Annotated in this window: 16 protein-coding genes; all 16 read left to right on the top strand. The window is 48.1% G+C overall.

The window, feature by feature from the left end:
* Positions 1–22: 22 nt before the first annotated feature.
* The 16 genes from NDI45_RS16905 (at position 23) to NDI45_RS16980 (ending at position 24,177) form a co-directional block, all read left to right on the top strand.
* Complete coding sequence (locus NDI45_RS16905) at positions 23–6,067, top strand: AAA family ATPase (protein ID WP_348248020.1); 6,045 nt, start codon at positions 23–25, stop codon at positions 6,065–6,067.
* 34 nt (positions 6,068–6,101) lie between these two features.
* Positions 6,102–8,894, top strand: a complete 2,793-nt coding sequence (locus NDI45_RS16910) for an ATP-binding protein (RefSeq protein ID WP_348248021.1) — start codon at positions 6,102–6,104, stop codon at positions 8,892–8,894.
* 127 nt (positions 8,895–9,021) lie between these two features.
* A complete protein-coding gene (locus NDI45_RS16915) occupies positions 9,022–10,107 on the top strand; it encodes a class I SAM-dependent methyltransferase (RefSeq protein WP_348248022.1) in 1,086 nt (361 codons plus the stop codon).
* A gap of 32 nt (positions 10,108–10,139) precedes the next feature.
* Positions 10,140–10,892, top strand: coding sequence for a GNAT family N-acetyltransferase (locus NDI45_RS16920; RefSeq protein ID WP_348248023.1), 753 nt, complete (start codon positions 10,140–10,142; stop codon positions 10,890–10,892).
* 170 nt (positions 10,893–11,062) lie between these two features.
* Complete coding sequence (locus NDI45_RS16925; RefSeq protein ID WP_190791227.1) at positions 11,063–11,338, top strand: hypothetical protein; 276 nt, start codon at positions 11,063–11,065, stop codon at positions 11,336–11,338.
* A 137-nt stretch (positions 11,339–11,475) separates the two neighbouring features.
* Positions 11,476–12,828, top strand: coding sequence for a hypothetical protein (locus NDI45_RS16930; protein ID WP_348248024.1), 1,353 nt, complete (start codon positions 11,476–11,478; stop codon positions 12,826–12,828).
* A gap of 64 nt (positions 12,829–12,892) precedes the next feature.
* Positions 12,893–13,231, top strand: coding sequence for a hypothetical protein (locus NDI45_RS16935; RefSeq protein WP_190791297.1), 339 nt, complete (start codon positions 12,893–12,895; stop codon positions 13,229–13,231).
* Positions 13,232–13,274: 43 nt separating this feature from the next.
* A complete protein-coding gene (locus tag NDI45_RS16940; RefSeq protein ID WP_190791296.1) occupies positions 13,275–14,024 on the top strand; it encodes a DUF6585 family protein in 750 nt (249 codons plus the stop codon).
* A gap of 121 nt (positions 14,025–14,145) precedes the next feature.
* Positions 14,146–15,504 carry a hypothetical protein gene (locus NDI45_RS16945; RefSeq protein ID WP_348248025.1) on the top strand — a complete coding sequence of 453 codons (1,359 nt, stop codon included), beginning with the start codon at positions 14,146–14,148 and terminating at the stop codon, positions 15,502–15,504.
* A gap of 188 nt (positions 15,505–15,692) precedes the next feature.
* Positions 15,693–17,168: a calcium-binding protein gene (locus tag NDI45_RS16950; protein WP_190791294.1), complete on the top strand. Its 1,476-nt coding sequence runs from the start codon at positions 15,693–15,695 to the stop codon at positions 17,166–17,168.
* Between the two features lie 477 nt (positions 17,169–17,645).
* Positions 17,646–19,013 carry a hypothetical protein gene (locus NDI45_RS16955; protein WP_348248026.1) on the top strand — a complete coding sequence of 456 codons (1,368 nt, stop codon included), beginning with the start codon at positions 17,646–17,648 and terminating at the stop codon, positions 19,011–19,013.
* A gap of 120 nt (positions 19,014–19,133) precedes the next feature.
* Positions 19,134–20,597: a hypothetical protein gene (locus tag NDI45_RS16960; RefSeq protein ID WP_348248027.1), complete on the top strand. Its 1,464-nt coding sequence runs from the start codon at positions 19,134–19,136 to the stop codon at positions 20,595–20,597.
* A gap of 135 nt (positions 20,598–20,732) precedes the next feature.
* Complete coding sequence (locus NDI45_RS16965; RefSeq protein WP_348248028.1) at positions 20,733–22,436, top strand: hypothetical protein; 1,704 nt, start codon at positions 20,733–20,735, stop codon at positions 22,434–22,436.
* Between the two features lie 67 nt (positions 22,437–22,503).
* Positions 22,504–23,283 carry an alpha/beta hydrolase gene (locus tag NDI45_RS16970; protein WP_348248029.1) on the top strand — a complete coding sequence of 260 codons (780 nt, stop codon included), beginning with the start codon at positions 22,504–22,506 and terminating at the stop codon, positions 23,281–23,283.
* A gap of 79 nt (positions 23,284–23,362) precedes the next feature.
* Complete coding sequence (locus NDI45_RS16975) at positions 23,363–23,590, top strand: hypothetical protein (RefSeq protein WP_348248030.1); 228 nt, start codon at positions 23,363–23,365, stop codon at positions 23,588–23,590.
* A gap of 101 nt (positions 23,591–23,691) precedes the next feature.
* Positions 23,692–24,177, top strand: coding sequence for a hypothetical protein (locus NDI45_RS16980; protein ID WP_348248031.1), 486 nt, complete (start codon positions 23,692–23,694; stop codon positions 24,175–24,177).
* Positions 24,178–24,244: the final 67 nt, after the last annotated feature.

Consider the following 24,244-nt stretch of genomic DNA (forward strand, 5'->3'; position numbering starts at 1 on the left):
GAACGGCAGAGGAGCAGCTAGAGTGACATTCACATTATCTGGATTGACGATTACCGATTTAATTCAAGAAGGAACAAAATCGCTCATTTACCGGGGTGTGAGAGAAGACGGTTGTCCCGTGGTCATTAAAAGCTTGCGTCCAGAGCAGTACAGTGCTCGCAATATTGAGCAACTCAAGCATGAATACGCGATCGGACAGCAGCTCAACTTACCAGGAACGGTGCGGGCATTAGCTTTAGAATTCAATCGAGGAGTTCCCTATCTTATTCTGGAAGACTTTGGGGGACAACCGCTCGATCAACTTTTGAGCCAGTTTCACGAACCTGCTGCCTTTCTCAATATGGCATTACAAATTGTAGCTGCCCTGGCACAAATTCATCAGCGACACATCGTTCACAAAGATATTAAACCCCAAAATATTATTGTCAATTTAGAGCAAAATCAAGTCAAAATTGGCGATTTTGGATTAGCTGCATTCCTTCCTTATGAGAGTCAAATTGTTGGCGCTTCTAACCGGATTGAAGGCAGCTTGCCCTATTTGTCACCAGAGCAAACTGGACGCATGAATCGCGGCATTGATCAGCGCAGCGATCTGTACTCGTTAGGTGTGACTTTCTATGAAATGCTAACTGGGCAGTTGCCGTTTCAGGGAAATGATCCGCTGGAGTGGATTCACTGTCATATTGCTAAAACACCGATTGCTCCTATTGCTATCAATCCAGCCATTCCTCAGGTCATATCCGACATTGTTCTAAAGCTGTTGGCAAAGGTAGCAGAAGATCGCTATCAGAGCGCGATCGGATTGCAGGCGGATTTAGAGCGTTGCTTGCAGTTATGGAAAACGACAGGAGAAATTCTTCCATTTCCGATTGCCGAACAGGATATCTCCGATCGCCTCCAGATTCCCCAAAAGCTATACGGACGCGAGCCAGAAATTACTCAGCTACTGACCGTATTTAGCCGAGTTATGGCAGAAGGAAAGCCGGAACTGATTTTAGTCTCTGGCTATTCTGGAATCGGGAAATCTTCTCTTGTCAATGAATTGCACAAGCCAATTGTGCAAACGCGAGGCATCTTTATTTCGGGTAAGTTTGATCAATACAAACGCGACATTCCCTACACCACAATTGTTCAGGCATTTCAAGGATTAGTCCGTCAACTTCTGGCTGAGCCAAAAGAAAAGTTAGTGATTTGGCGCGATCGAATTCAATCTGCTGTCGGCAACAATGGCAGGTTGATTACCGATGTGATTCCAGAAGTCACACTGATTATTGGCGAACAGCCTCCCATTCCCATACTGGGGTCAACCGAATCGCAGAACCGCTTCAATCTAGTCTTTCAAAATTTTATTAGCGCATTTGCCCAAGCTGACCATCCTCTGGCAATTTTTCTAGATGATATGCAATGGGCAGATAGCGCGACGCTGAGCCTGATTCAGACGGTTGCTACAGGTTCAAGTCTTCAGTTTCTCTGCTTCTTGCTTGCTTATCGAGATAACGAAGTCGATATTTCTCATCCATTTAACTTAATGGTAGAGAAACTGCACCAGCAGGGAATTCCATTGACAAAAATTGTATTGTCACCGCTTGATCTTGGCTGCGTGAATCAGTTAATTGCAGAGACTCTTCGATGTTCACTTCAGCAATCAGAGCCCTTAGCAAAATTAGTATTGCACAAGACTGGTGGAAATCCTTTTTTTGTAAATGAGTTTCTCAAAGCTTTGTGTCAGCAAAATCTATTACGCTTCAATTCATCTGAGAAAACTTGGCAGTGGGACATTGACCAGATTGAGACAAAGGGGTTTACCGACAATGTGGTAAATCTGATGATTGAGCGAGTGCAAAAGCTATCATCAGAGGCTCAACAGCTTCTTAAATTTTCTTCCTGTATTGGGAATCAATTTGATTTAGAGATTTTGGCGATCGTTGCTGAAAAACCTGCTGGTGTAATCGCAGAAGCACTTTGGGAAGCAGTGCTGCGAGGCTTAATTACTATCGGAGAACAAATTGAATCTGCTGAAAAGCACTACTCTTTTGTTCACGATCGTATTCAGCAAGCGGCTTACGTGCTAATTCCTGATGCCCAGAAGCAACTGGTTCACCTCCAGATCGGGCGATTGTTGCTCAAAAACCTGAATGCCGAACAGTTAGAAGATCGATTATTTGAGGTCGTGAATCATCTCAATCTCAGTCATGAACATATCACTGACCCAGAAGAAATTAATCACCTTGTGCAATTAAACATTGCAGCAGGCAAGCGGGCAAAAGCTTCAACTGCCTACATTCCAGCATTAAGATTTTTTGATACAGCAAGTCATCAACTCTCGCCCGATGCTTGGAATACTAACGGTTCTAAGGTCTTTAATCTCTTCACCGAATTGGCAGAGTGTGAGTATTTAACAGGAAATTTAGATCGGGCAGAGGCTTTGTTTCAATTACTCCTAAGCAAAGCTCAAACTAATTTAGATCGGGCAACGATCTATATGCTTCAAATCAGGCTTTATCAAGTTGCAGGGAAATTCGACGAGGCATTTAGAGTTGGATTAATAGCGCTTAGGCTATTTGAAGTTACGTTTCCCGAAACAGATGAACAGGTACAGAAGGCAATTGATTTAGAGAAGCAACAGGCAACCGTGAATCTGGGCGATCGTCAAATTGCTGACTTAATTGATGCTCCAGTCATTCAAGACCCAACCCTAAGAACCATTATTAGTCTCCTCACCTCGATGGGACCCCCTGCCTATCTTAGTAAGCCCAACTTGTTTCCCCTGGTTGTACTCAAAGCTCTCAACTACTCGTTGAAATTTGGTAATACCGAAGAATCCTGTTTTGCCTACAGTATGTATTCCATGCTGCTGGTCTCGATGTTTCGAGATATTCCTGCAGGTTATGCTTTCTCAAAAATGACGATTCGATTAAATCAGAAGCTAAATGACCCCAAATACAAGGGCACAGTTTTCCACATTCACGGGAGCCATATCAACGTCTGGAGACATCACATGGCAACAGATTTGCCGTTTCTAGAACAGGGATTCCTGGGTTGTGTGGAAGCGGGCGACATCACAATGGCAAATTACAATGGCTTCCAGGGTTCCTGGCAAATGATTGAAGCCATTACTCCACTAACGGATGCCGATCGCGCCATTCAAAAATATCTTGCGTTTGCCCACCAGTCGAAGCACGAAGCAGCCTACCAGACGATTCGCTTGCAGCAGCAATTGATTCTCAATTTACAGGGACAAACGCCTCATTCTCATACGCTAAATGGCGATGGATTTGATGAGGGGCAGGCTCTGGCAATCTTGAAACGAACAGAATTTGCTAGCGGCATTGTTTTTTACTACATCATCAAGCTGATTGTCTTTTTCACCTACGAGCAATATCAAGAGGCACTTCAGTCTGCTCAGGAAGCGTTCAAAGTTTTAGGTGCAGTGCGATCGCTGCCGATCGAAGCCAATTACTTATTGCATCACTCTCTCGTCCTAACGGCACTTTATTCAAGCCAATCCAGCGAGGTTCAGACTGAATATCTAACAACATTACAGCAACAGCAACAGCAGCTCCAATATTGGGCAGATTATTGTCCTGCTAACTTCTTACATAAAGCATTGTTAGTTGCGGCTGAAGTTGCTCGAATTGAAGGACGTGATTTGGAAGCAATGCGTTTGTACGAGCAATCTATCAAATCTGCTCAGGAGCATGAGTTTGTGCAGTATGAGGCATTAGCGTATGAATTGGCGGCAAAGTTCTACCTGAATCGAGAATTTGAACCGATCGCCAAAACTTATTTTCAAGAAGCGAGAAATGCCTACTTGCGCTGGGGAGCAGTGGGCAAAGTGAAATATCTTGAAGACCGCTATCCAGCTCTGCTGCCTCGGCTCAAACCAGCTTTTCCTAAAGATCCTGTAACTTCCTCTAGCACAACGTTTGTCAGCAGTGGAGCACAGCTTGATATTTTGTCGGTGATTAAAGCATCACAAACCATTTCCAGTGAGATCGTTCTATCCGAACTGCTAAAAACGCTAATGCAGATTGTGATCGAGCAGGCGGGAGCCGAAGTGGGCTATGTGCTGCAATTTCGTCGCAATCGGCTAGTGATTGAAGTCGAAGCTAGAGCAAATCGCGCGAACGAGCAACTGAGTATTCAACACTTTATGGCAGATGCTGAAACTTCATCGCTTGTTCCTCAATCGATTCTCAACTATGTGCAGCGAACCCAAGAAACAGTCATTTTAGAAGATGCTGCAACATCTACTCTTTTTTCAGAAGATCAGTATGTTATTCATAATCAGCCCAAATCTGTCCTGTGTCTACCGATCGCTCGCCAATCTAAACTCATTGCTATTCTGTATTTAGAAAATAATTTAGCAACCAAAGCGTTCACGCAAACCCAGCTTTCTGCGTTGGAGATCTTATCAGCTCAAATCGCGATTTCATTGGAAAACGCTCAACTATATCAGGAATTAGCCGAAAGCCGAGAACAGCTCAATCTGGCTTTGCAGTCTGGGCAAATCGGCGTTTGGAGTTGGGACGTGATGAACGACCGGATCGAATGGGACGACCAGATGTATCAAGCATTCGGCGTGAGCCGTGAAACGTTTAGCTGTACGTTAGAGGCTGTTCTGGGCTGTATTCACCCCGACGATCGCGACTATTTCACCCAAACGCTCAGCCAAACTTTGGCAGATCGAGTAGAACATAAGCTGGAATATCGAGTTGTTTTTCCTGATAGCACCATTCACTATATTGCAGCAAGAGGTCGTCCCTTTTTTGACGAAATGGGACAGCCGATTCGGATGACAGGAATTGTACTGGATATCACCGAACGTAAATTAGCAGAAGAACGACAGTTACAGCTTGTCCAGGAGCAAACTGCCCGTGCTGAAGCAGAATCTGCGAACCGGATGAAAGATGAGTTTTTGGCAGTGTTATCCCATGAGCTGCGATCGCCCCTTAATCCCATTCTAGGCTGGTCACGGTTGCTGCGTACCCAAAACTTGCCTGAGGCAAAAAGAGTACAGGCATTGGAGACGATCGAGCGTAATGCCAAACTACAATCTGAACTGATCGAAGACCTGTTAGATGTATCGCGAATTCTGCAAGGGAAACTGAGTCTCAATACTGCTCCAGTGAATTTAGTGCCAACGATACAAGCAGCCGTTGAAACAGTGCGCTTAGCAGCAGAAGCAAAATCAATTGAGATTAAGATGAGTCTTGATCTTCCTGCTGGACTAGTGCTGGGAGATTCAAATCGCTTACAGCAGGTTGTCTGGAATCTCCTTTCCAATGCGGTGAAGTTTACGCCAGCCAGAGGACGGGTAGAGGTTACGCTAGAGCAAGTCGAAATTGAGCATAACGAATTGGGAATTCAAAATGGAGCGAACTCTCAGCTTGCTCACGCTCAAATTACCGTGACTGACACAGGTAGGGGCATTCACCCATCGTTCCTACCCCATGTTTTTGAATATTTCCGTCAAGCTGATAGTACGACAACTCGTAAGCATGGAGGCTTAGGGTTGGGGTTAGCGATCGTGCGTCATTTGGTCGAACTACACGGGGGCACGGTTCAAGCCGAAAGTGAGGGAGAAGAGTTGGGAGCTACCTTTACGGTCAGACTCCCATTGATGCCTACTCAATCAACAGTGGATGTAGATATTGAACCCCCAGCACCCGCATTTATCCTAAGTGGGCTTCAAATTCTTGTGGTTGACGACGATACCGACACTCGCGAGTTTGTTGCCTTTATATTAGAACAAGCAGGAGCTAACGTTTTAACAGCCGCTTCAGCCGCCGAAGCATTGGCAACACTATCGCAGTCCCTGCCAAATCTCCTGCTCAGTGACATTGGAATGCCAGGAATGGATGGCTATATGCTGATTCGTCAACTCAGAAACCTACCTCCAGAACAGGGCGGAACCATTCTGGCGATCGCCCTCACTGCCTTTGCTGGAGAAATGAATCAACAACAAGCTCTGGCTGCTGGGTTTCAGATGCACATTTCAAAGCCTGTTGAGCCTGAATATCTTATCTCTAAGATTGCTAGTCTGGTCGTTCGTTCAATGAGCTGATATTTGTCCTGAATTCTCTGAAAGTGATGCGTGTATGGAACTGAACCCGATGAATGCAAACAGCGATCGCCTGTCGTCAGAACCATTGGCGCAGTTTCCTTTTCAGGCTCAAACGGCTAGAGAACCATTTGCTGCTGTGGTGGAAAACATGGCGGAGGCATTTTTTGCGCTGGACTTAACCGGACGTTGTACCTTTCTCAATGCCAGGGCAGAACAACTGTTTGGTGTCGATCGTACCAATCTGCTCGGCAAAACCCTATGGGATGTTTTCCGGGTTGACCCCTCATCTCAGCTCTATCAGCAGAGCCAGCAAGCGATTACCAGGCAACTGCTATCTGTAGAACTTGAGCCCGTGGAATTTGAAGAATTCTACTCGTCCTTGAATCGATGGTTCATCGTGCGGCTATTGCCAATCCCAGAAGGTTTAGCTGCCTATTTTCTGAACAATACCGATCGCAAGGCAATAAAATCTGCTTTGCAAAAGCAGCAGGAGTTGCTGAGAACACGGTTAGACAACGTTCAAGCAGGAATGAATGCTTCTGACATCCAGGAACAACCGAAGCTGCTTAATTCGGCAGCACAGTTGTCTCTCAATGAGCCAGAACAAGCCCAAAGTCGCTCAGCATTTCTGGCAGAAGTGAGTGAAGTGCTTGCTTCCTCGCTGGACTACGAACAAACACTGCAAAGCGTTGCACAGTTAGCGGTACCTTATTTTGCTGACTGGTGTGCTGTCGATTTCCTAAATGACGACGGTAGCATTAACCGGGTTGCCGTTGCTCATTCTGACTCGGAAAAAATTCAGTTGGGCTGGGAGGTGGCTCATCGCTTTCCCAGACATTTGAATGACGGGTATGGCATCTCTAAAGTGATGAAAACTGGACAGAGCGAAATTGCGATCGCCATTACTGATGAGCAGCTCGCGGCGGCTGTCACAAACCCTGAATATCTGGAAATTTTACGGGGATTAGGCTTGAAGTCTGCTATCACTGCTCCCCTTCAGGCCCGTGGGCGAGTGCTGGGCACCATTTCCTTTGTATTTGCCGAATCTAATCGCCACTATGGTTTGAAAGATCTGGAGCTTGCTGAGGATCTGGCACGTCGCGCGGCGATCGCGATTGATAATGCCTACCTCTACTACAGCGCCCAACAGGCAAAGCACGCTGCCGAAACCGCCGCCGATCGCACTGCCCGCCTCCAAACCGTGACCGCTGCGCTCTCAGAATCTCTCACGCCTGAGCAGGTTGCAGAGGTCATTGTGGAACAGAGCATGGCAACTTTAGAAGCGACGGCTGCCCTGGTGGTTTTAGTTAGCAAAGACCGGACGGAACTTGAAATTGTTAAATCGGTTGGATATGCAGAAGACCTGGTGAAGAGTTGGGGCAGATTTTCAATCAATCTGGATGTCCCTTTAGCGGAGGCGGTCAGAACCGGAGAGCCAGCCTGGGTCGAAAGTTTCCTCGATCGGATTGCCCGCTATCCGCACTTGGCTTCGATCTACAAACGCTATGATTTTGAATCCTGGATGGCGCTTCCCCTGGTGGTTGAAGGGAGATCAGTAGGTGGGCTACTGCTGAGCTTCATGAAGTTCAGAAATCCAAGCCAGGACGATCGCGACTTTGTTATTGCCCTCAGCCGTCAATGCGCTCAGGCAATTTTCCGTGCCCAGTTGTATGAGGCAGAACGTAATGCTAGAGCTGAGGCGGAACAGGCAAACCAGGTAAAGGATGAATTTTTGGCGGTGCTGTCCCACGAACTGCGATCGCCCCTGAACCCGATTTTAGGTTGGACAAAACTCCTGCGAACTCAGCAGTTGTCGCCTGAAAAAGTCGATCAGGCTTTGGCAACCGTTGAACGAAACGCCAAACTCCAGGCACAGCTTATTGAAGACTTGCTGGATATCTCTCGAATGCTGCGGGGCAAACTAAGTCTCAATATTGCGCCCGTTGATTTAGCCGCCGTGATTCAAGGGGCGATTGAAACGGTACAGCTTGCCGCTTCTAGTAAGTCCATTCAGATTCAAACGCTTCTGCAACTGCCCAAGAAAACTTTGTTAGGAGATGCGAATCGGCTCCAGCAAGTCGTGTGGAATCTGCTCTCAAATGCCGTCAAATTTACACCCAATCAAGGACAAATTACGATTCGGCTGGAAGATTGGGATCGCCAGATTCAAATCCAGGTTAGCGATAACGGCAAAGGCATCAATCCTGATTTCCTTCCCCATATCTTTGAATACTTCCGGCAAGCCGACAGCAGCACAACTCGTCAGTTTGGCGGATTAGGATTGGGGCTTGCGATCGCTCGTCAAATTGTTGAACTGCATGGCGGAACGATTCAGGCAGAGAGCCCAGGGGAAGGATTAGGAGCAACCTTCACAGTTCGCTTACCCGTTGCCACGGTCACCTCCGAAAGCCCCACGGCTCCAGAACCGCTTGCTCAAACTGCAAATCTAGCAGGGCTGCATATTCTTGTGGTGGATGATGAACCCGATATGCGTAACCTGGCAGAATTCATTCTGTTACAGCAAGGTGCTCAAGTTACCGTTGCCAGTTCTGCGGCAGAAGCATTGTTAGCTGTGTCTCAGTTTGTTCCCCACGTTTTGCTGTGCGACATTGGGATGCCAGAAATGGATGGGTATGCCCTCATGCAGCAGATCCGAGCCCGATCGCCAGAAGCAGGGGGAAAGATACCAGCCATTGCCCTCACTGCTTACGCTGGAGAATACGATCGCCGTCAGGCACTCGCTGCTGGGTTTCAACGCCATATCTCTAAACCCGTAGAGCCAGATGAATTAGTAAAAGCGATCGTTCAAGTGGTTAATCAAAGTTGACAGGCATTTAGGCTCAGAATGGTTTAGGAACGCTTTTGGAACGCTTTCGGAACGCTCGGATCGCTAACTTAGGTTCAGATGCAGGAAGTGAACGGCATCAACCCCTCAGTGAGTTAAGGAGACAGCGATGACATCCCAATTGCTAGACACGACCCCCTTCGACAGTACGAAAGCTGAAGCCTTTGCCGAAAGGATGCTGACGATTCTCAATAGTGGCGCAGTTTCCCTCATGACCTCGATCGGGCATCGCACCGAACTGTTTGACACCCTGGCAGAACTGCCGCCTTCTACCAGCCAGCAAATCGCTGATGCTGCTGGGCTAAACGAACGCTATGTGCGCGAATGGCTCGGTGCAATGGTCACAGGTCGTGTGGTGGAGTATGACCCGATCGCCAAAACCTACACTTTGCCTGCGGAACACGCTGCACTGCTGACCAGGGCTGCCGCCTCGGACAATATCGCGGTCTTTGCCCAATACATTCCGCTGCTGGGTTCAGTCGAAGAACAAATCATTGATTGCTTTTACAAAGGGGGTGGCGTTCCCTACTCTCAATACAAACGCTTTCATGCGGTGATGGCAGAAGATAGCGGTCAAAGCACGGTGTCTGCCTTGTTCGACCATGTGCTGCCGCTCATTCCCGGACTCACCGAAGACTTGCTGCAAGGCATTGACGTTCTGGATGTGGGCTGTGGTAGTGGACGTGCCCTGAATAAGCTGGCAGCAGCCTTTCCCAATAGCCGCTTCACAGGCTACGACTTTTCGGCTGAGGCAGTTGCCAATGCCAACGCGGATGCTCAGATGCGAAAGCTCAGCAACATTCAGTTTCAGGTCAAGGACGCTGCCACGCTCGATGAATGCGATCGCTACGATTTCATTACGACATTTGATGCGATTCACGATCAGGCGAAACCGGATGTGGTGCTGCAAAACATTCACAATGCCCTGCGTCCAGATGGGGTGTATCTAATGCAGGACATCCACGCTACGACAGAAGTGGACGGTAATCTGGATCATCCCATTGCTCCCCTGCTCTACACCATCTCCTGTATGCACTGCATGACAGTTTCCCTCGCCTATGGCGGCATGGGGCTGGGAGCGATGTGGGGCAAAGAAAAAGCACTGGAATTGCTCGCGAATGCAGGATTTAAGCAGGTTGAAATCAAGCAGCTCGCACACGACTTTCAGAACGACTACTACATCGTTCGTAAATAGTATTCGTAAATCATAAATGGAGAAAAAATTGAATGAAAACTGCAACTCGAACGATCTTTCGTTCCGCAACTCGTAATGACTGTTATACGATCGCTCAACTGTTTAGAATTGCATCTGATGGAGTATCGGATTATATATGGAGTACATTAGCAGACGAATATCTAGGTCTAATGCCGATCGAAATTGGAGCGAAGCGTTACGCCAATGAGGAGAGCCTGTTCAGCTACAAAAATTGCGTGCTAGCACAGCAAGCAGGTGAAATCGCGGGTATGATGCTGACCTTTCCTATTGAAGATTCTAAAGAAGCGACATCAGGTCATGCCGCTCCTCAGGAAATTCCCATTGCGTTAACCCCTGAAGTTGTGGAAGCTCCTGGAACTTGGCATGCTGGACATCATGTGCTGTTTACTAATTTGCAGCAAACCAGAATTGTAGAAACACAGATTGAACAGCCGACAAGCATTCTATTCGAGCCGTCAGAGCCGGATGTGTTAGATCCTTATAACCTGGAGGCTCCCGGAACCTGGTACATCTGCGCTCTCGCTCTCTTTCCAGAGTTTCGGGGACAGGGAATTGGCACACAATTTCTCTCGATCGCCCATCAGCAAGCCGCAGCGCGAGGATTCTCAGAGCTAAGCCTACTGTGTTTTGAGCAAAATACCAGAGCACTGAACCTGTATCAGCGCAACGGATTTAAAGTGATCAATTTCAACCCAGTTGTGCCCCATCCTCTCATTCATCACACGGGCGATATTCTTCTCATGACCGCTCCCGTTCAGTTCTAAATCTCTCAAATTAATATGTGCAAAATCTGTGCATTCGCGGCGCGATATCCTCGCGTTCGTCAGGATTCCCTTGTCTTTAATCTCAGTCAGTTCGCGACTGTCATTGCTGCTAAGCCGCCAGCCGAGCAATCTCAGAAACAATCAACCCCATCAATTCAGGAGAAATCGCTATGAAAGAGCAACTTATCAATTATCACGAGCTTGAGTTGATGATTCACAAGAAATCAGACAAGCAAACAAAATCTCGCTTTGCATCAATTCTGAATCGAATCTGGAATGGAATTGTTAGATCGATCGCCGCATCAAATGAACCCATCATTCATTCACGCAAAGATAAATCTGGCAATCCTTACTGGGTGGTTCACGATCCGCTGCTAGGGCACAGAGTATTCTTCAATTCAGAGACAGAAGTACGGGCATGGCTCGATCGCCGCTACTACGAATAGATTCATGATTTGATTCGAATCCGACTCGATCTCACCACTCCACGCTTTGCATTGCAGCAATGAATTCATATTCATTGTCCAGAGTTCTTGCGTCCAAATTTCGCTCAAGCTCAACTACATTCTCAAGAAGACGAATCATGGCACAGGTATTTGAAACCGCTAATAATGACACATTCGCAACTGCAACGAAGTTGGGCAACATTCGCAATGGCCCGTTTGTCCGAGGTTCTCTCCTGAATGGTGACAACTTTGATTTCTTTAAATTTCAGGTTGATGTTCCTGTTAAAGGCGGTATTGCAGTTGTACCTCAAGGCATTGATGCCAACTTGGTTCTGTTCGATAGCAGCGGTCAACAAATCAGGAATTCCCTCAAGCCGGGAACCGCAACAGAAGGAATTTCGTTTGACAATTTGCCGACGGGCGAATACAACTTGCTAGTTAGTAAATCAACGGGCAGTGGCAGCTATACGCTGAGTGCAAGTGGCAATGCAATTACTCGTGCTCAATTGAGTACGACGGTCGATCGATTGACCGCACTTGAACGTTTTGACACTCCAGTGCCGTTCACAAGATTGGGAGAGGCTGACTTCTACTTTAAACTCAATAAGGGATTTGGAGAAGATACCGATCCTAAAAGGAGCAAAGTTTTCAAGGATAATGATGACATCAGCCCTAACTTGACTCTCACTCAAGATTTCAACATCAGTGAGCTAAAACCTGTTGTATTCCTCGATCCGAAAGACTCAGATGGTAGCCTGCGTATTGATGATGATGCAGATATCCATCCTTTTAGAGCTTTCAATCAGGCACCCTTAGAGTTTGATGTCCTTAGAAACGAAGTTGTTGTCGTTAATGGTGTTAATGTGCGAGCGCGTGAGAATGAAGTCATTACGTTAGAAGGAGATGGTGGTCGTGACTTTCTGGATATATCTACCAACAAAGCCAGAATCTCCTTCCGCGTCAACTACGACACCTTCACCTCCTCAACATCCAGCTTCAGCAACAGCACACCTCTGGTTGTTGGCACCAACGCCAGCCAAGACCTGACCGGAAAAAATCAGGGCGGCATCCTCTGCGGCGAAGGGGGTAATGACAAACTCTCTGGCATGGGCGGCAACGATGCCCTCTGCGGCGGCACAGGCAACGACATTCACATCGGCGGCACAGGTAACGACATCAGCTTTGGCGGTGCAGGCAACGACACGCACATGGGCGGTTCTGGCAAAGATACCTTCGTGCTGGCACTGAATAACGGCGTGGATATCGTCAAAGACTTCCAGAAGGGCGAAGACAAAGTGGGACTGTCGATGGAGTTAAACCCAGAGATCCTCGACATTGTGCAGCGGGGCAGAAACACCGTGATTGGCGTGGGCGGTGAACGACTTGCGACTCTCTTGAATGTGAAAGCCAATCAAATTAATGCTGCTGATTTTGCCACCGTGGACTTCTCCCACTTCAAGGGAATGGAAGTACCCACGTTAGTGTCCTAAAAAAATGGCTTCATCTGCTTACCTTGTGTGTGTTGATGCCTTCCCATTCAGTTGAGAATCCACAATGGCACTATTTATTCTGTTTGCTTTGTTGCTTGGGTTAGTCGGCAGCATTGTGATAGGTACATTGAGCGTATCGCTGTTAATAACTAGGCTGCAAGAACATAGCGGATCTCGACGATTAGTTCGCGCTGCCCTTTGTGGAATGAGTGCGATCGCCACCCTCCTGCTCACTCTGTTGTGGAGTCAGTCGCAGTTCCAAACAATTACCCCTCCAGATGGTGGAGCACCTACCCCGGATGATGCCCTTGCCTTATTAAAAGCTTGGCTTGGCTTTGGTCTTGCACCGGGTTTGGGTCTGCTCTCAGCAGGGTTAACTAGCCTTTGCTGGAGAAGAAGTTGAAGTTTTCCACGTTCTAGAAATTTGATTCATTTGAAGTGTAGTTATGAATTATTCCGCCTCATTCCCACCTCAAGAACTTGGTCAACTCCTCGGAGAATTTAACTGGCACAAACCAAAAGCCAAACAGCTATTTGTGACTTGGGGTTTGATGATTATTCCCTCACTGATTAGTTGCTTGTTCTTGGTCGGTATTCCTGCAACAATCTTCTCGATCTACTTTGCTCATCGATCGTGGCAACGATGGCGATCAGCTCAAAGTGTTGTCCTCCTTTATCAACATGGTTTAGTCGATCGGCGTAAATCTGATCCTATAATTTTGCCCTACGCCGACGTTGATACCCTACTCATTGCCGTAACCCGTCTGGCAAAAATAACGAGCTATACCCATACCATTCAAACCCGAGACAATCGCAAGATTCAATTTGATGAGCATCTAGCACAGATTAAAGAACTGGGATACATCTTGCAGGAGCAGGTCGTGCAGCATCAATTACCGAATGCGATCGACACCTATCATCGAGGACTGCTTGTTTTCTTCAAGCCGCTTGCAGTCACAGATAGTGGTCTTGTCATGGGTATGCAACATCTCTCTTGGCAAGAGTTTGATGGTGCGGCAGTAATTCAAACTCGAACTCGTACGACCATTCACACCTTCGTTGAGATTAAGCAAAAAGGTCAGAAGAAGCCCTGGGCACTGCTTGATCAAAAGACATTTCCAAACCTGCCCCTTTTTTTCGTGCTACTTGATTACATTCAGGGTTCAGCAGAGCGTGACGATATTCAGGTCAGTTAGGTAGACATCGCGATTCAAGTTGAACTTACCTCAATTCATGGCATAGAAACACCTGACAAAGTAATGCAAGTTTCTGTCCCAATAAACAACAGTTCACAATTCAATTGCAAGAGATAGTTTTATGGCACGCGACAATGATAATTCACTTGGTAATGCAAGAGATTTAGGCGTTTTTCCACTCAGCGGTCGAATTGTTAGCGATACGGTCAGCTCAACCGATGACTTGTCAGACTTCTATCGCATTAATGTTTCTAAACCCATTCGATTAGGTGCGACCTTAATTCCGAAGAACTCAGACGTCGATTTGTTTCTGAGAAGCGCAGATGGACAGGCGATTTCATCCTCACGAAATAGAGGTACTGCCGTTGATTCACTTAATGCTGAAACCATTGCCCCTGGCGTTTATTTTCTGGAAGTGCAAAAGCCAGATAGCGGTAGCACCGCTTACGATCTAAGCTTGAACGGGCTTGCAGTGAGCGAAGCCAATTTATCAGTCAATGTGAAGACGATCAGAGCTTTAGAACGATTTGACCCCAGGACAATCTTTGGTAATTTCCAGCAGGCTGACTTTCAAATTTTCACAAATATCCAAGGTGAATCTCGCAAGAGCAAGGTCTTTGGCAACAACGATCAAATTAGTCCCAATTTCATTGTTTCCAAAAGTGTTGATCTAAACCAGCGATTTGTTCCCGTTAACCTCGCCGTAACAGATCACGATCCTGCTCCCAGCAGGTTTGATGATTTCGCCGATTTTAATCCTAGCAATACTCAAATCGGTTCATCGTTTGAGTTCGACGCAGCGACTGGAAGACTGCGATCGCAATTTGGCAACAATTCTGGCGGCTTTGGCGTACCGAGATTAGAAGGAGAAGTCATTACTCTGGAAGGCGATGGGAAAGGTGCACCAGTAGGGCAGGGAGGAACAAAGCGGGCAGTCGTATCGTTTCAAGTGACCTATGATGCCTTTACCAATTCATTCGCTACATTTAGCAACAGCACCCCTATCATTCGCGGTACCAACGCCAGCCAAGACCTGACCGGAAAAAATCAGGGCGGCATTCTTTGCGGCGAAGGCGGCAACGACACCCTTTCCGGTATGGGCGGCAACGATGCCCTCTGCGGCGGCACAGGCAACGACACTCAGATCGGCGGCACAGGCAACGACATGAGTTTTGGCGGTGCGGGCAACGACACGCACATGGGTGGTTCTGGCAAAGATACCTTCGTGTTGGCACTCAACAATGGGGTCGATGTAGTCAAGGATTTCCAGAAGGGCAAAGACAAATTGGGATTGGCGATCGAGCTAAATCCTGAAATTCTCGACATCGTGCAGCAAGGCAAAAACGTTGTCGTCGGGGTAGGGGATCAGCGGCTTGCCGTTCTCTCCAACGTTAAAGCCAATCAGATTACGGCTGCCGATTTTGTCACCGTTGATTTCACTCACTTTAAGGGAATGGAAGTACCCACGTTAGTCGCGTAGCCGTTGCAGGCGAATTAACACGAAGCAGTTTTCAATAGGCTTTTCAATATCATCCAGTTCGGTCGCGATTCATACTTTCTGAGTCTAAACGGGTGTCTTGTCGTATAGCACCGTTGCAAAGAAACGCCGATCGGAACGTCACCTTTATCTTTATTTACATCATTCACAATTTCAGGAGAAATTCAATCATGGCGAACGCAATCATTAACGCATTGCTTAATCCCACAACCCTTGTTCAGGAGAAAGAGCAGACCAACGTCTCTGGGACTCGGAATAGTTTTCTAAGCACTGCTGAAGCGGTGTTTGGCAATATGCCCAATGGCAGCATTGGCGCAGTCGGCAACGTCAGGGGATTGGGGAATATTGGCTCAAACGATGGAATCGATAACTTCTCATTTGCCGTTGATCGCCCCACTCGACTGGATGCCAAACTCACGTCAAACAACGAGAAGAATATTGCCTTTAACCTGATCAAAGACTTTGATAATGACGGCAAAAAGGGCTTTAGCACAGGCTTTGAAGATTTGCTAAATGCTTCCTTCATGCCGGGAGCCGATGAAATTCAGTTCGATCGCCTGGAACCAGGAACTTATTTTCTGGAAGTCATCAAGAGTACTGACCCCACGACTTCGGTCGACTATACGCTAACACCCAAAGCGTCTCCGATCGCGAATTCCAGACTCAACGTTGAGATCGATCGTATCATTCCGCTCAACAGTCTTGGCAACGTGATTTTGAAGGCGAACATTGAGGGATTCACTCAGCAAACGCAGCCTTTCGGATCGGGCGGCAATCAAGGCATCATTCTCAGTCGACCTGTTGACCCAAATAAGCGAGAAATCAACGTTAAACTGAATGCCTTTAAAGTGGATGCGAACGGCAGGCAATCCCCGCTCGATCTCAATGCCAAATTGGGCAAGACGGAACTGGAGTTCAACTACGACACGCTGACTCGTCAGGTGAAAGGCGAAACAGGCTTCGGCTTCTTTGGCAAAGAGAACGCCACAATACGGCAAACGGTGCGGGGAGACGGTGAAGGAACATCTAGTGGCATCAAAGTCAGCTATGACACGTTCACGGTTCCCGATGTAATTGTGGGCAATCAGCCTGCTGTGCTGCAAGCCAACAATATTCCCGTGATTCGAGGCAGCAACGGCAAAAACCCGATGCAGGGCAGTAACAATAACGGCATTCTGCTGGCACTGGGCGGAGACGATCGCGTGAACAGCCGTGGCGGAGATGACATTGTGGATGGCGGGAGCGGCAAAGATGCGCTGACTGGCGGCAGTGGCAATGACATTCTGATTGGCGGCACCGGAAACGATCGCATCTTCGGCAATGCAGGTGATGACCTGCTCGATGGTGGCAAAGGATTAGATGTGCTGAATGGCGGTGCAGGCAGTGACACCTTTGTTCTCGCTCGCGGCAACGGCACCGATATCATTCAAGACTTCCGCGATGGGCAGGACTTTATCGGGCTAAAAGCAGATTTGAGCCTTGCCGATTTGCGGTTTGTCCAACGCGGCAGCAGCACGGTCATTCAAGCAGGTCAAGAGCAGCTTGCCGTTGTGCAGGGCGTTCGTCCCGCTGCGCTAGACCTGACCGATTTCAAATCCATTGCAACGATGCCCGTTCTGGAAACGATCGTCCCTGTTGTGGCGTAGCGGATTATCCAACTCAGAATTCATCCATCGTGAGTTCTGAGTCACTCCCTACCCCTGCATAGTCAAAACAGAGCAAGACGATCGACTTCGGAACGCTTTAGGAACGCTTCGGGAACGCTTCTTTCGCTAACTTGATTTCAGATGCAATAAGAGAACTGCATCGCTCCTGACTAGTGATTCAAAGAGGACGTTTATTCTGAAACAGAATTGCAGGTATCGCTCGATCGCGCCTCGTGCTGTGTTGAAGACAATCGCTGCTACTACCAGTAACGCAGTTCATCAATGCAGCACAAAGCAACAACAACTTGCTGTCCTCTCGAATCTGAAAACCAATCAGATTACCGCTGTCAATTTCACTTGCTTCACGAGAATAGAAATACCAACATTGCTGGAATAGAATTCCGTGTTTTCGTCTTCCAATGTACTAGCTGAGCCATTGACAACCCATGATTAATGTTCCTCGAGAAGGTATTTCCCATGGCACGTGACGACAACAACTCTACGAGTACTGCTAAGGATTTAGGGCAATTTTCTAGCTCCAACAGATCCTTCTTTCAAGAAGATAACATTGGTCAAGACGATAGGTTGGACTTCTACCGTTTTACCATCAATACTCCATCTCGATTTTCTGCGGTTGTATTTTCTTCCAACGTCAATCTGCTGACATTGCAGGACGCTAACAACCGGACGTTAGATGTCTCTATCCTGAGCACATCATCTGATGTGGGAGTGGTTAGCTCTCAAAACTTGCAGCCTGGAACTTACTTTCTAGAACTTAGCTCCCTTAGTAACACATTCGACGGCTATAAGCTAAGTGCCAGTGCTTTAAGCATTAATCGGGCAGAAACGAGCATCACTCTAGAGCGAATTACAACGTCAGAGCAATTTGATATCAAAATTCCCTTTTCCTCATCTCATCGGGCAGATTTCAAGACGACTATTAACATCGATGGGCAAAGTCGATCGAGTGGTGTATTTGACAAGGATAGCAACGATGTCAAGCCGAACTTTACCTTCACTCAACCTGTCAATATCTCTGCAAAAGAGATTCCCTTCGAGATTAAAGCGATCGATGCTGACCCCGATCGAGATGATCCGGTGGATTTGGTTCCCTTTTTCTCAGAGCTTCCCCAGTTTTTTGGAAAGTATACTCCTGGTACTGACACGCTTTCTACAGGTGGTCGTATCAGTGGCTTCATCAGTGGATTTCCCACTCGTGCAGGACTCAGCCAATCTGTAGAAGGGGATGGATTTGCTCGGCTGAGAGATGTGTTTGGCGCTCCAAGTGAGAGAGCTAAACAAGCTAAAGTGACATTCCGAGTTGATTACAACACCTTCACTGCATCATCGACAGCACTACAAAGTGCCCCAATGATTGTAGGCAACGGCACAAATATCACCGGACGCGATGTTGGTGGCATTTTGGTGGGCAACGATCGCCTCAACAATCTGTTTGCGAAAGGCGGCAACGATGCCGTTTATGGCGGCAAAGGTAACGATCTGCTTGATGGCGGTACAGGCAACGACATCACCTATGGCGGCGATGGCAAAGACGTCCATATTGGCGGTGCAGGGCACGATGTCTTTGTAGTGGATTTGAATTCTAAGAGCGTAGATCTGTTCAAAGATTTTCAGATTAATGGCGATCGCATTGGACTTCCGTTTGCGCTACAGCCCGACATGATTGACGTGATTGCACATCAATTGGGTGCTGCCCTTAAAATGGGTGGCAATACGCTAGCCGTGCTGCAAGGCGTTCGACCGAATCAACTCACTAACCAGCATTTTGCTCAAGTTGATTTTGCCGCCGTTAAGGGCGTAGAAGTACCCCACGTCATTGTCTAATTTGTAGTCTTGCATTTCACAATCGATTCGGCTTTGGCGCTCGCGATTGTCAACAGGAATTTTTGTTGAAATTTGCTCACATCTTGTTAATCCTTTAACTTCAATGAGAGACATTCAATTATGGCGAACGAAATTATTGAAAGCATACGCACCCCAACCGATATCGTCATATTCAAAGAAACTGAGCCAAATGACTCGTTGGGGCAAGCGAATTCGCTGGGCAACCTACTGAACTTCAGAAGCACAATTGAGGGCAATGTCCGGATCATTACCACGCCCTTTAGCTCAACTCAACCTTCCACGATCATCCGAGATCCGATCGATGTTTTCTCTTTTAGCGTCGATCGCCCCTCAAAACTCGATGTCTCACTGAGAACCGACAAGGCTGAAGATGTCGCAATGCAGCTCATTCGAGATTTGAATGGAGATGGCACAGTGGGTTTGAATGAACTCCTGTCATCTTCTTTCCAACCCGGTGCAGATGAAATTAAGTTCGATCGCCTTGATTCGGGAACCTATTTCTTAGAGGTCAACAAAAGGGAAAGTTTTTCCTCCGTGGATTACAGTTTGATTCCCAGAGCGGGTCAAGTTGTGGCTGCAAACCTGACGATCGGTATCGATCGACTCATTCCGCTCACTTCGAAATCGAACGTTACTGTCAAAGCAGATATCAACGGACAGCAGCAAGTCACTTCTCCTCCATTTTCGCCAGCACCCGGACAAAACATCAACTTATCAGCATCGGTTGATCCAGGTCAACGCGAACTCAGCGTCACACTGAGGGCTTTTAAGCCAGGGGCGAAAGGTGCTCAAATTCCGCTTGATCTGGACGCGAGAACAGGCAAAACGGCACTAGAGTTCACCTATGACACGCTGACTCGGCAAGTGAAGCCCAAAGACGGTAACGGTTTCTTTGGCAGCGAAGATCAAATTATCCGACAAACAGTGCGGGGTGATGGAGAAGGCACAATCAGCGGCATTCGCGTTAGCTATGACACGGTCAAGCAAGCCGATCCTAATCCAGGATTAATACCTGTTGAGCAGTTGCGGCGTGTACCGATCGTGCGCGGTAGCAGCAAAGCAAATCCGATGCGGGGAGGTTCCCAAAGCGGGATTCTATTAGCACTGGGCGGAGATGATCGCGCGAATGGCGGCGATGGCGATGACATTATTGACGGTGGAACGGGCAAAGACACGCTGATTGGCAATACCGGTGATGACATTTTGATTGGTGGTAACCAAAACGATCGCATCTTTGGCAATGCAGGTGATGACATTCTGGAAGGCGGTAGAGGCGGAGATCAGCTCACGGGTAGTGCAGGTGCTGACACCTTTGTTCTGGCTCGCAGCAAGGGAACTGACATCGTCACTGATTTTCAAAATAGTCAAGATTTCATTGGGCTAATTGGATTGTCTTTTGCTGATTTGAAGTTTGTTCAGCAGGGCAGCAGCACGATCGTTCAGGCAGGCAAAGAACAACTTGCTCAACTATCAGGCGTTCGTGCCACACAGCTCGATCCAACCGACTTCCGCTCGATCACGACGCTAGGCGTTTCAAGCGCGATCGTCCCAGTGCTGGCATAGGAATCAGCCGCCTGGCTGGATTTGTACAAAAACCTGTACAAAAACGAAATCCAGATTTTATGCCATCTGCATTCCATCTAAAGGTTAAGCGATCGCGACTACACCATTCTTTTGAATTTTTGAGGGGTAAACATCATGAATCGACTGTTCAAATCCTACCGAACTGTATTTGTTGGCTCGCTTCTGACGACGCTACTTCTGAGTTACCCGATCGGTTGGGCTGAAACGGCAATTGCTCATACCGAAAGCCATTACCCTGAGCAAACGACCATTAATTCTGTCACGACTCCGCTATTCGATAACCTGGGCAACTACAGCCATTCGATTTCAACTCGCAATCCGCAGGCACAGCGTTACTTCGATCAGGGATTGATTCTATCCTACGGTTTCAACCATGCCGAAGCGCTGCGATCGTTTCAGCAAGCCGCCCAACTTGATTCCAACTGCGCGATCTGTTACTGGGGCATGGGGTATGTGCTAGGTCCAAATATTAACGCAGCAATGGAAGCGGGAGCCGTTCCCACTGCCTGGGAAGCGATTCAAAAGGCGATTGCCCTTAGCCCGTCTGCCAGCCCTAAAGAACGCGCCTACATTGCGGCACTGGCAACCCGCTACACGCCTGAGCCTGTTAAAGACCGAACTGCTCTCAACCTCGCTTATGCGAACGCGATGCGGCAAGTGGTACAACAATATCCTGATGATCTTGATGCTGCCACCCTGTTTGCCGAAGCACTGATGGACACCACGCCCTGGGACTATTGGGCAGAAGATGGCACGCCCAAACCCGAAGGCGCAGAAATCATTGCAACGCTGGAATCTGTCCTGCAACGCAACCCAAATCATCCGGGCGCACTGCACCTCTATATCCATGCGGTGGAAGCCGAACGTCCAGAACTGGCAGCACAAGCCGCCGATCGCCTCCGTGACCTCAACATCAACACCGGGCACCTGATTCACATGCCGGGTCACATCTATATTCGGGTGGGACGCTACCATGATGCCGTCATTGCCAATCAGCAAGCCGCCGCCGCCGATGCCTTCTATGCTCAACAGCACAACCCAGAAGGAACGTATCCCACGGTCTATATGCCCCACAATCATCACTTTCTCTGGTTTGCAGCGGTGATGTCGGGACAGCGGGAAGTGGCAATGCAGGCTGCCCAACAAACGGCAAATTTAGTGGATCAATCCCTGATTCAACAAGCAGGCAATGGTCCCTTGCAGCATTTCACCCTGATTCCGCTTTATACTCAGGTCAAGTTTGGGCAATGGAATGAGATTCTGGCGCAACCTGCTCCAGGGCAGGATTTGATCTATCCCACAGGCGTTTGGCATTTTGCTCGCGGCATAGCATACACGGCAAAAGGTCAGCTTCAGCAAGCAGATCGGGAACTCCAGGCACTCCAAGCGATCGCCACCAATCCTGATCTGGAGTCTGTCACCGTCGATGGTCTCAACAACGCAGATTATCTGCTAAAAATTGCGATCGAAGTGCTATCCGGTGAACTGGCAGCTCAACAGGGAAACTATCAGGAAGCGATCGCCCATCTTCGTCAAGGCGTTGAGTTGGAGGATAGCCTCACATACACTGAACCTGCTTCCTGGTATGCTCCGGTACGTCAGACTTTAGGCTCGGTGCTGCTCCAAGCCAACCGCCCCACAGAAGCCGAGCAAGTTTACCGAGCGGATTTAGCAATCTATCCCGAAAACGGTTGGTCGCTCTATGGGCTAGCGCAAAGTTTACGAGCGCAAGGCAAAGAGCAAGAAGCACAGCAGGTACAAGCCCGATTTGAGCAGGCTTGGCAATATGCCGATACCTCGATCGCTACTTTGCAGTAGTCGTCATGCAAAGTGTTTTCCTGGTTTGCAATCTGTTTCAGAAACCTAATTCACTGGAAATCAATTCATGCAGTACCTGTCTTCACCCACGCTCACGACAGTCTCCTACGACAAATCCGGCAGTGGTCCACCCCTAATTCTCGTACACGGCAGCTTCAGCGATCACAATACTAACTGGGAGTTTGTAAAACCCCAATTCGAGAAGCAGTTTACCGTTTATGCGATCGCTCGTCGTGGACGGGGTGAAACAGACGCAACCGAAGGTCACAGTCTTATTGATGAAAGTTTGGATGTCGTGACCCTGATTCAGGCGATTGATGAACCCGTTTTCCTTCTGGGTCATTCCTATGGTGCTCAAGTTGCCCTTGCCGCAGCGAACAAAGTTCCCAACCACGTGCTGAAACTGGTGCTTTACGAGGCTCCCTATCCGCAGTCCATTCGTAAGGAAGCTCTAATGCAGCTGGAGGCACTGGCGCAGGCAGACCACTGGGAGGATTTTGCAATCACCTTCTTCCGCGATGTTCTGTTTGTCCCGATTGAGGAGCTAGACGAACTGCGAGCCACCGAACTTTGGTCGCCAATTATTGCCGATGCGAAGGCAACGCTGGGCGATCTTCGGACACTGGTCAGGTACAATTTCAAAGCCGATCGCTTTCGGGATCTTCCAATCCCGGTGCTGCTCCAGATTGGCAGCGAAAGCCCTCGTGACCTTTATGTGACTAATGCGATCGCCGCCGTCCTTCCTGATGCTCGCATTGAAGAGTTACCGGGTCAGGCACACGAAGGAATGACCACAGCACCCGAATTGTACACCGAGGCAGTATTTCGCTTCTTGCTTGAAAAATAGATTGAAGTTCTAGTGACCGTTGTCGCCACCATTGCCCTGACTTAATCTAGCCTGATCCTCTACTGCACTAGCTTTCTGAATGGTGCGCCAAACTTTAGAGGCAGTACTGCTGCAAGCGAACCGTCCTGCCCAGGCAGAGCAAGCCTATCTGGAGAATGTGGCTGAATATCCTGAAAACGGCTGGTCGCTTTATGGGCTAGTGCAGAGCCTACGGGCAGAGGGCAAAACACAAGAAGCGCAACAGGTGCAAACTCAATTTGAGCAAGCTTGGCGCGATGCAGACGCTTCGATTACCACCTCACGGTAGTAAAGCATCTGTCGGTTTTGGTTAGCAGTGCGGATCAGAACCGACAGAAATAGTAACTCGCAAAACATAGTAACTCGATTGACCTATAGGAGACGATCACCATGAAGATCCAATTTACCAAGCATGGAGGTAAGCAGGACTGGATGGAGTGCATTCGCGACAATGGAACTTCTACCCGATGTCCAATGCCAAAACAGGGCATTCTGCCTCACGATTTTGTTCATTACGTGGTTGAAGATACGCTCAAACTCAAACGGGGATTCTATGGCATTTTATCCATAGGCGTTGGGTTTCCGAACTCGGCTCCTCCCTGGGATGCTGCCGACTTTCAATTAAACGATCTCAGCGAAGCACTGCAAGCCGAATCGTTCGTAGAATGCTTCCAAGCCGAGATGTGGAATGGCTTCGAATCCAGCGAAAACTTTTGGGAGATTTTACAAATCGCCTGTAGCCAGCGCAGCGTTCCTACTCCAGATCACATCACAAGCAATAATCTGCAACAAGTACGCTCTCGGCTGCGAGCTTATACCGAACAATGGAATGCACTGCCAATCGGTGAAACATTAACAGTTGTGTTTAATTCATGAGCGATCGAAGCAAAAGCGCATGAACTATCATTGGAGTGAGTGTTTGTTGAAGCAAGCATTACTGCGA

Source organism: Leptolyngbya sp. GB1-A1 (assembly GCF_039962475.1).
Taxonomy (GTDB): Bacteria; Cyanobacteriota; Cyanobacteriia; order Elainellales; family Elainellaceae; genus Leptolyngbya_A.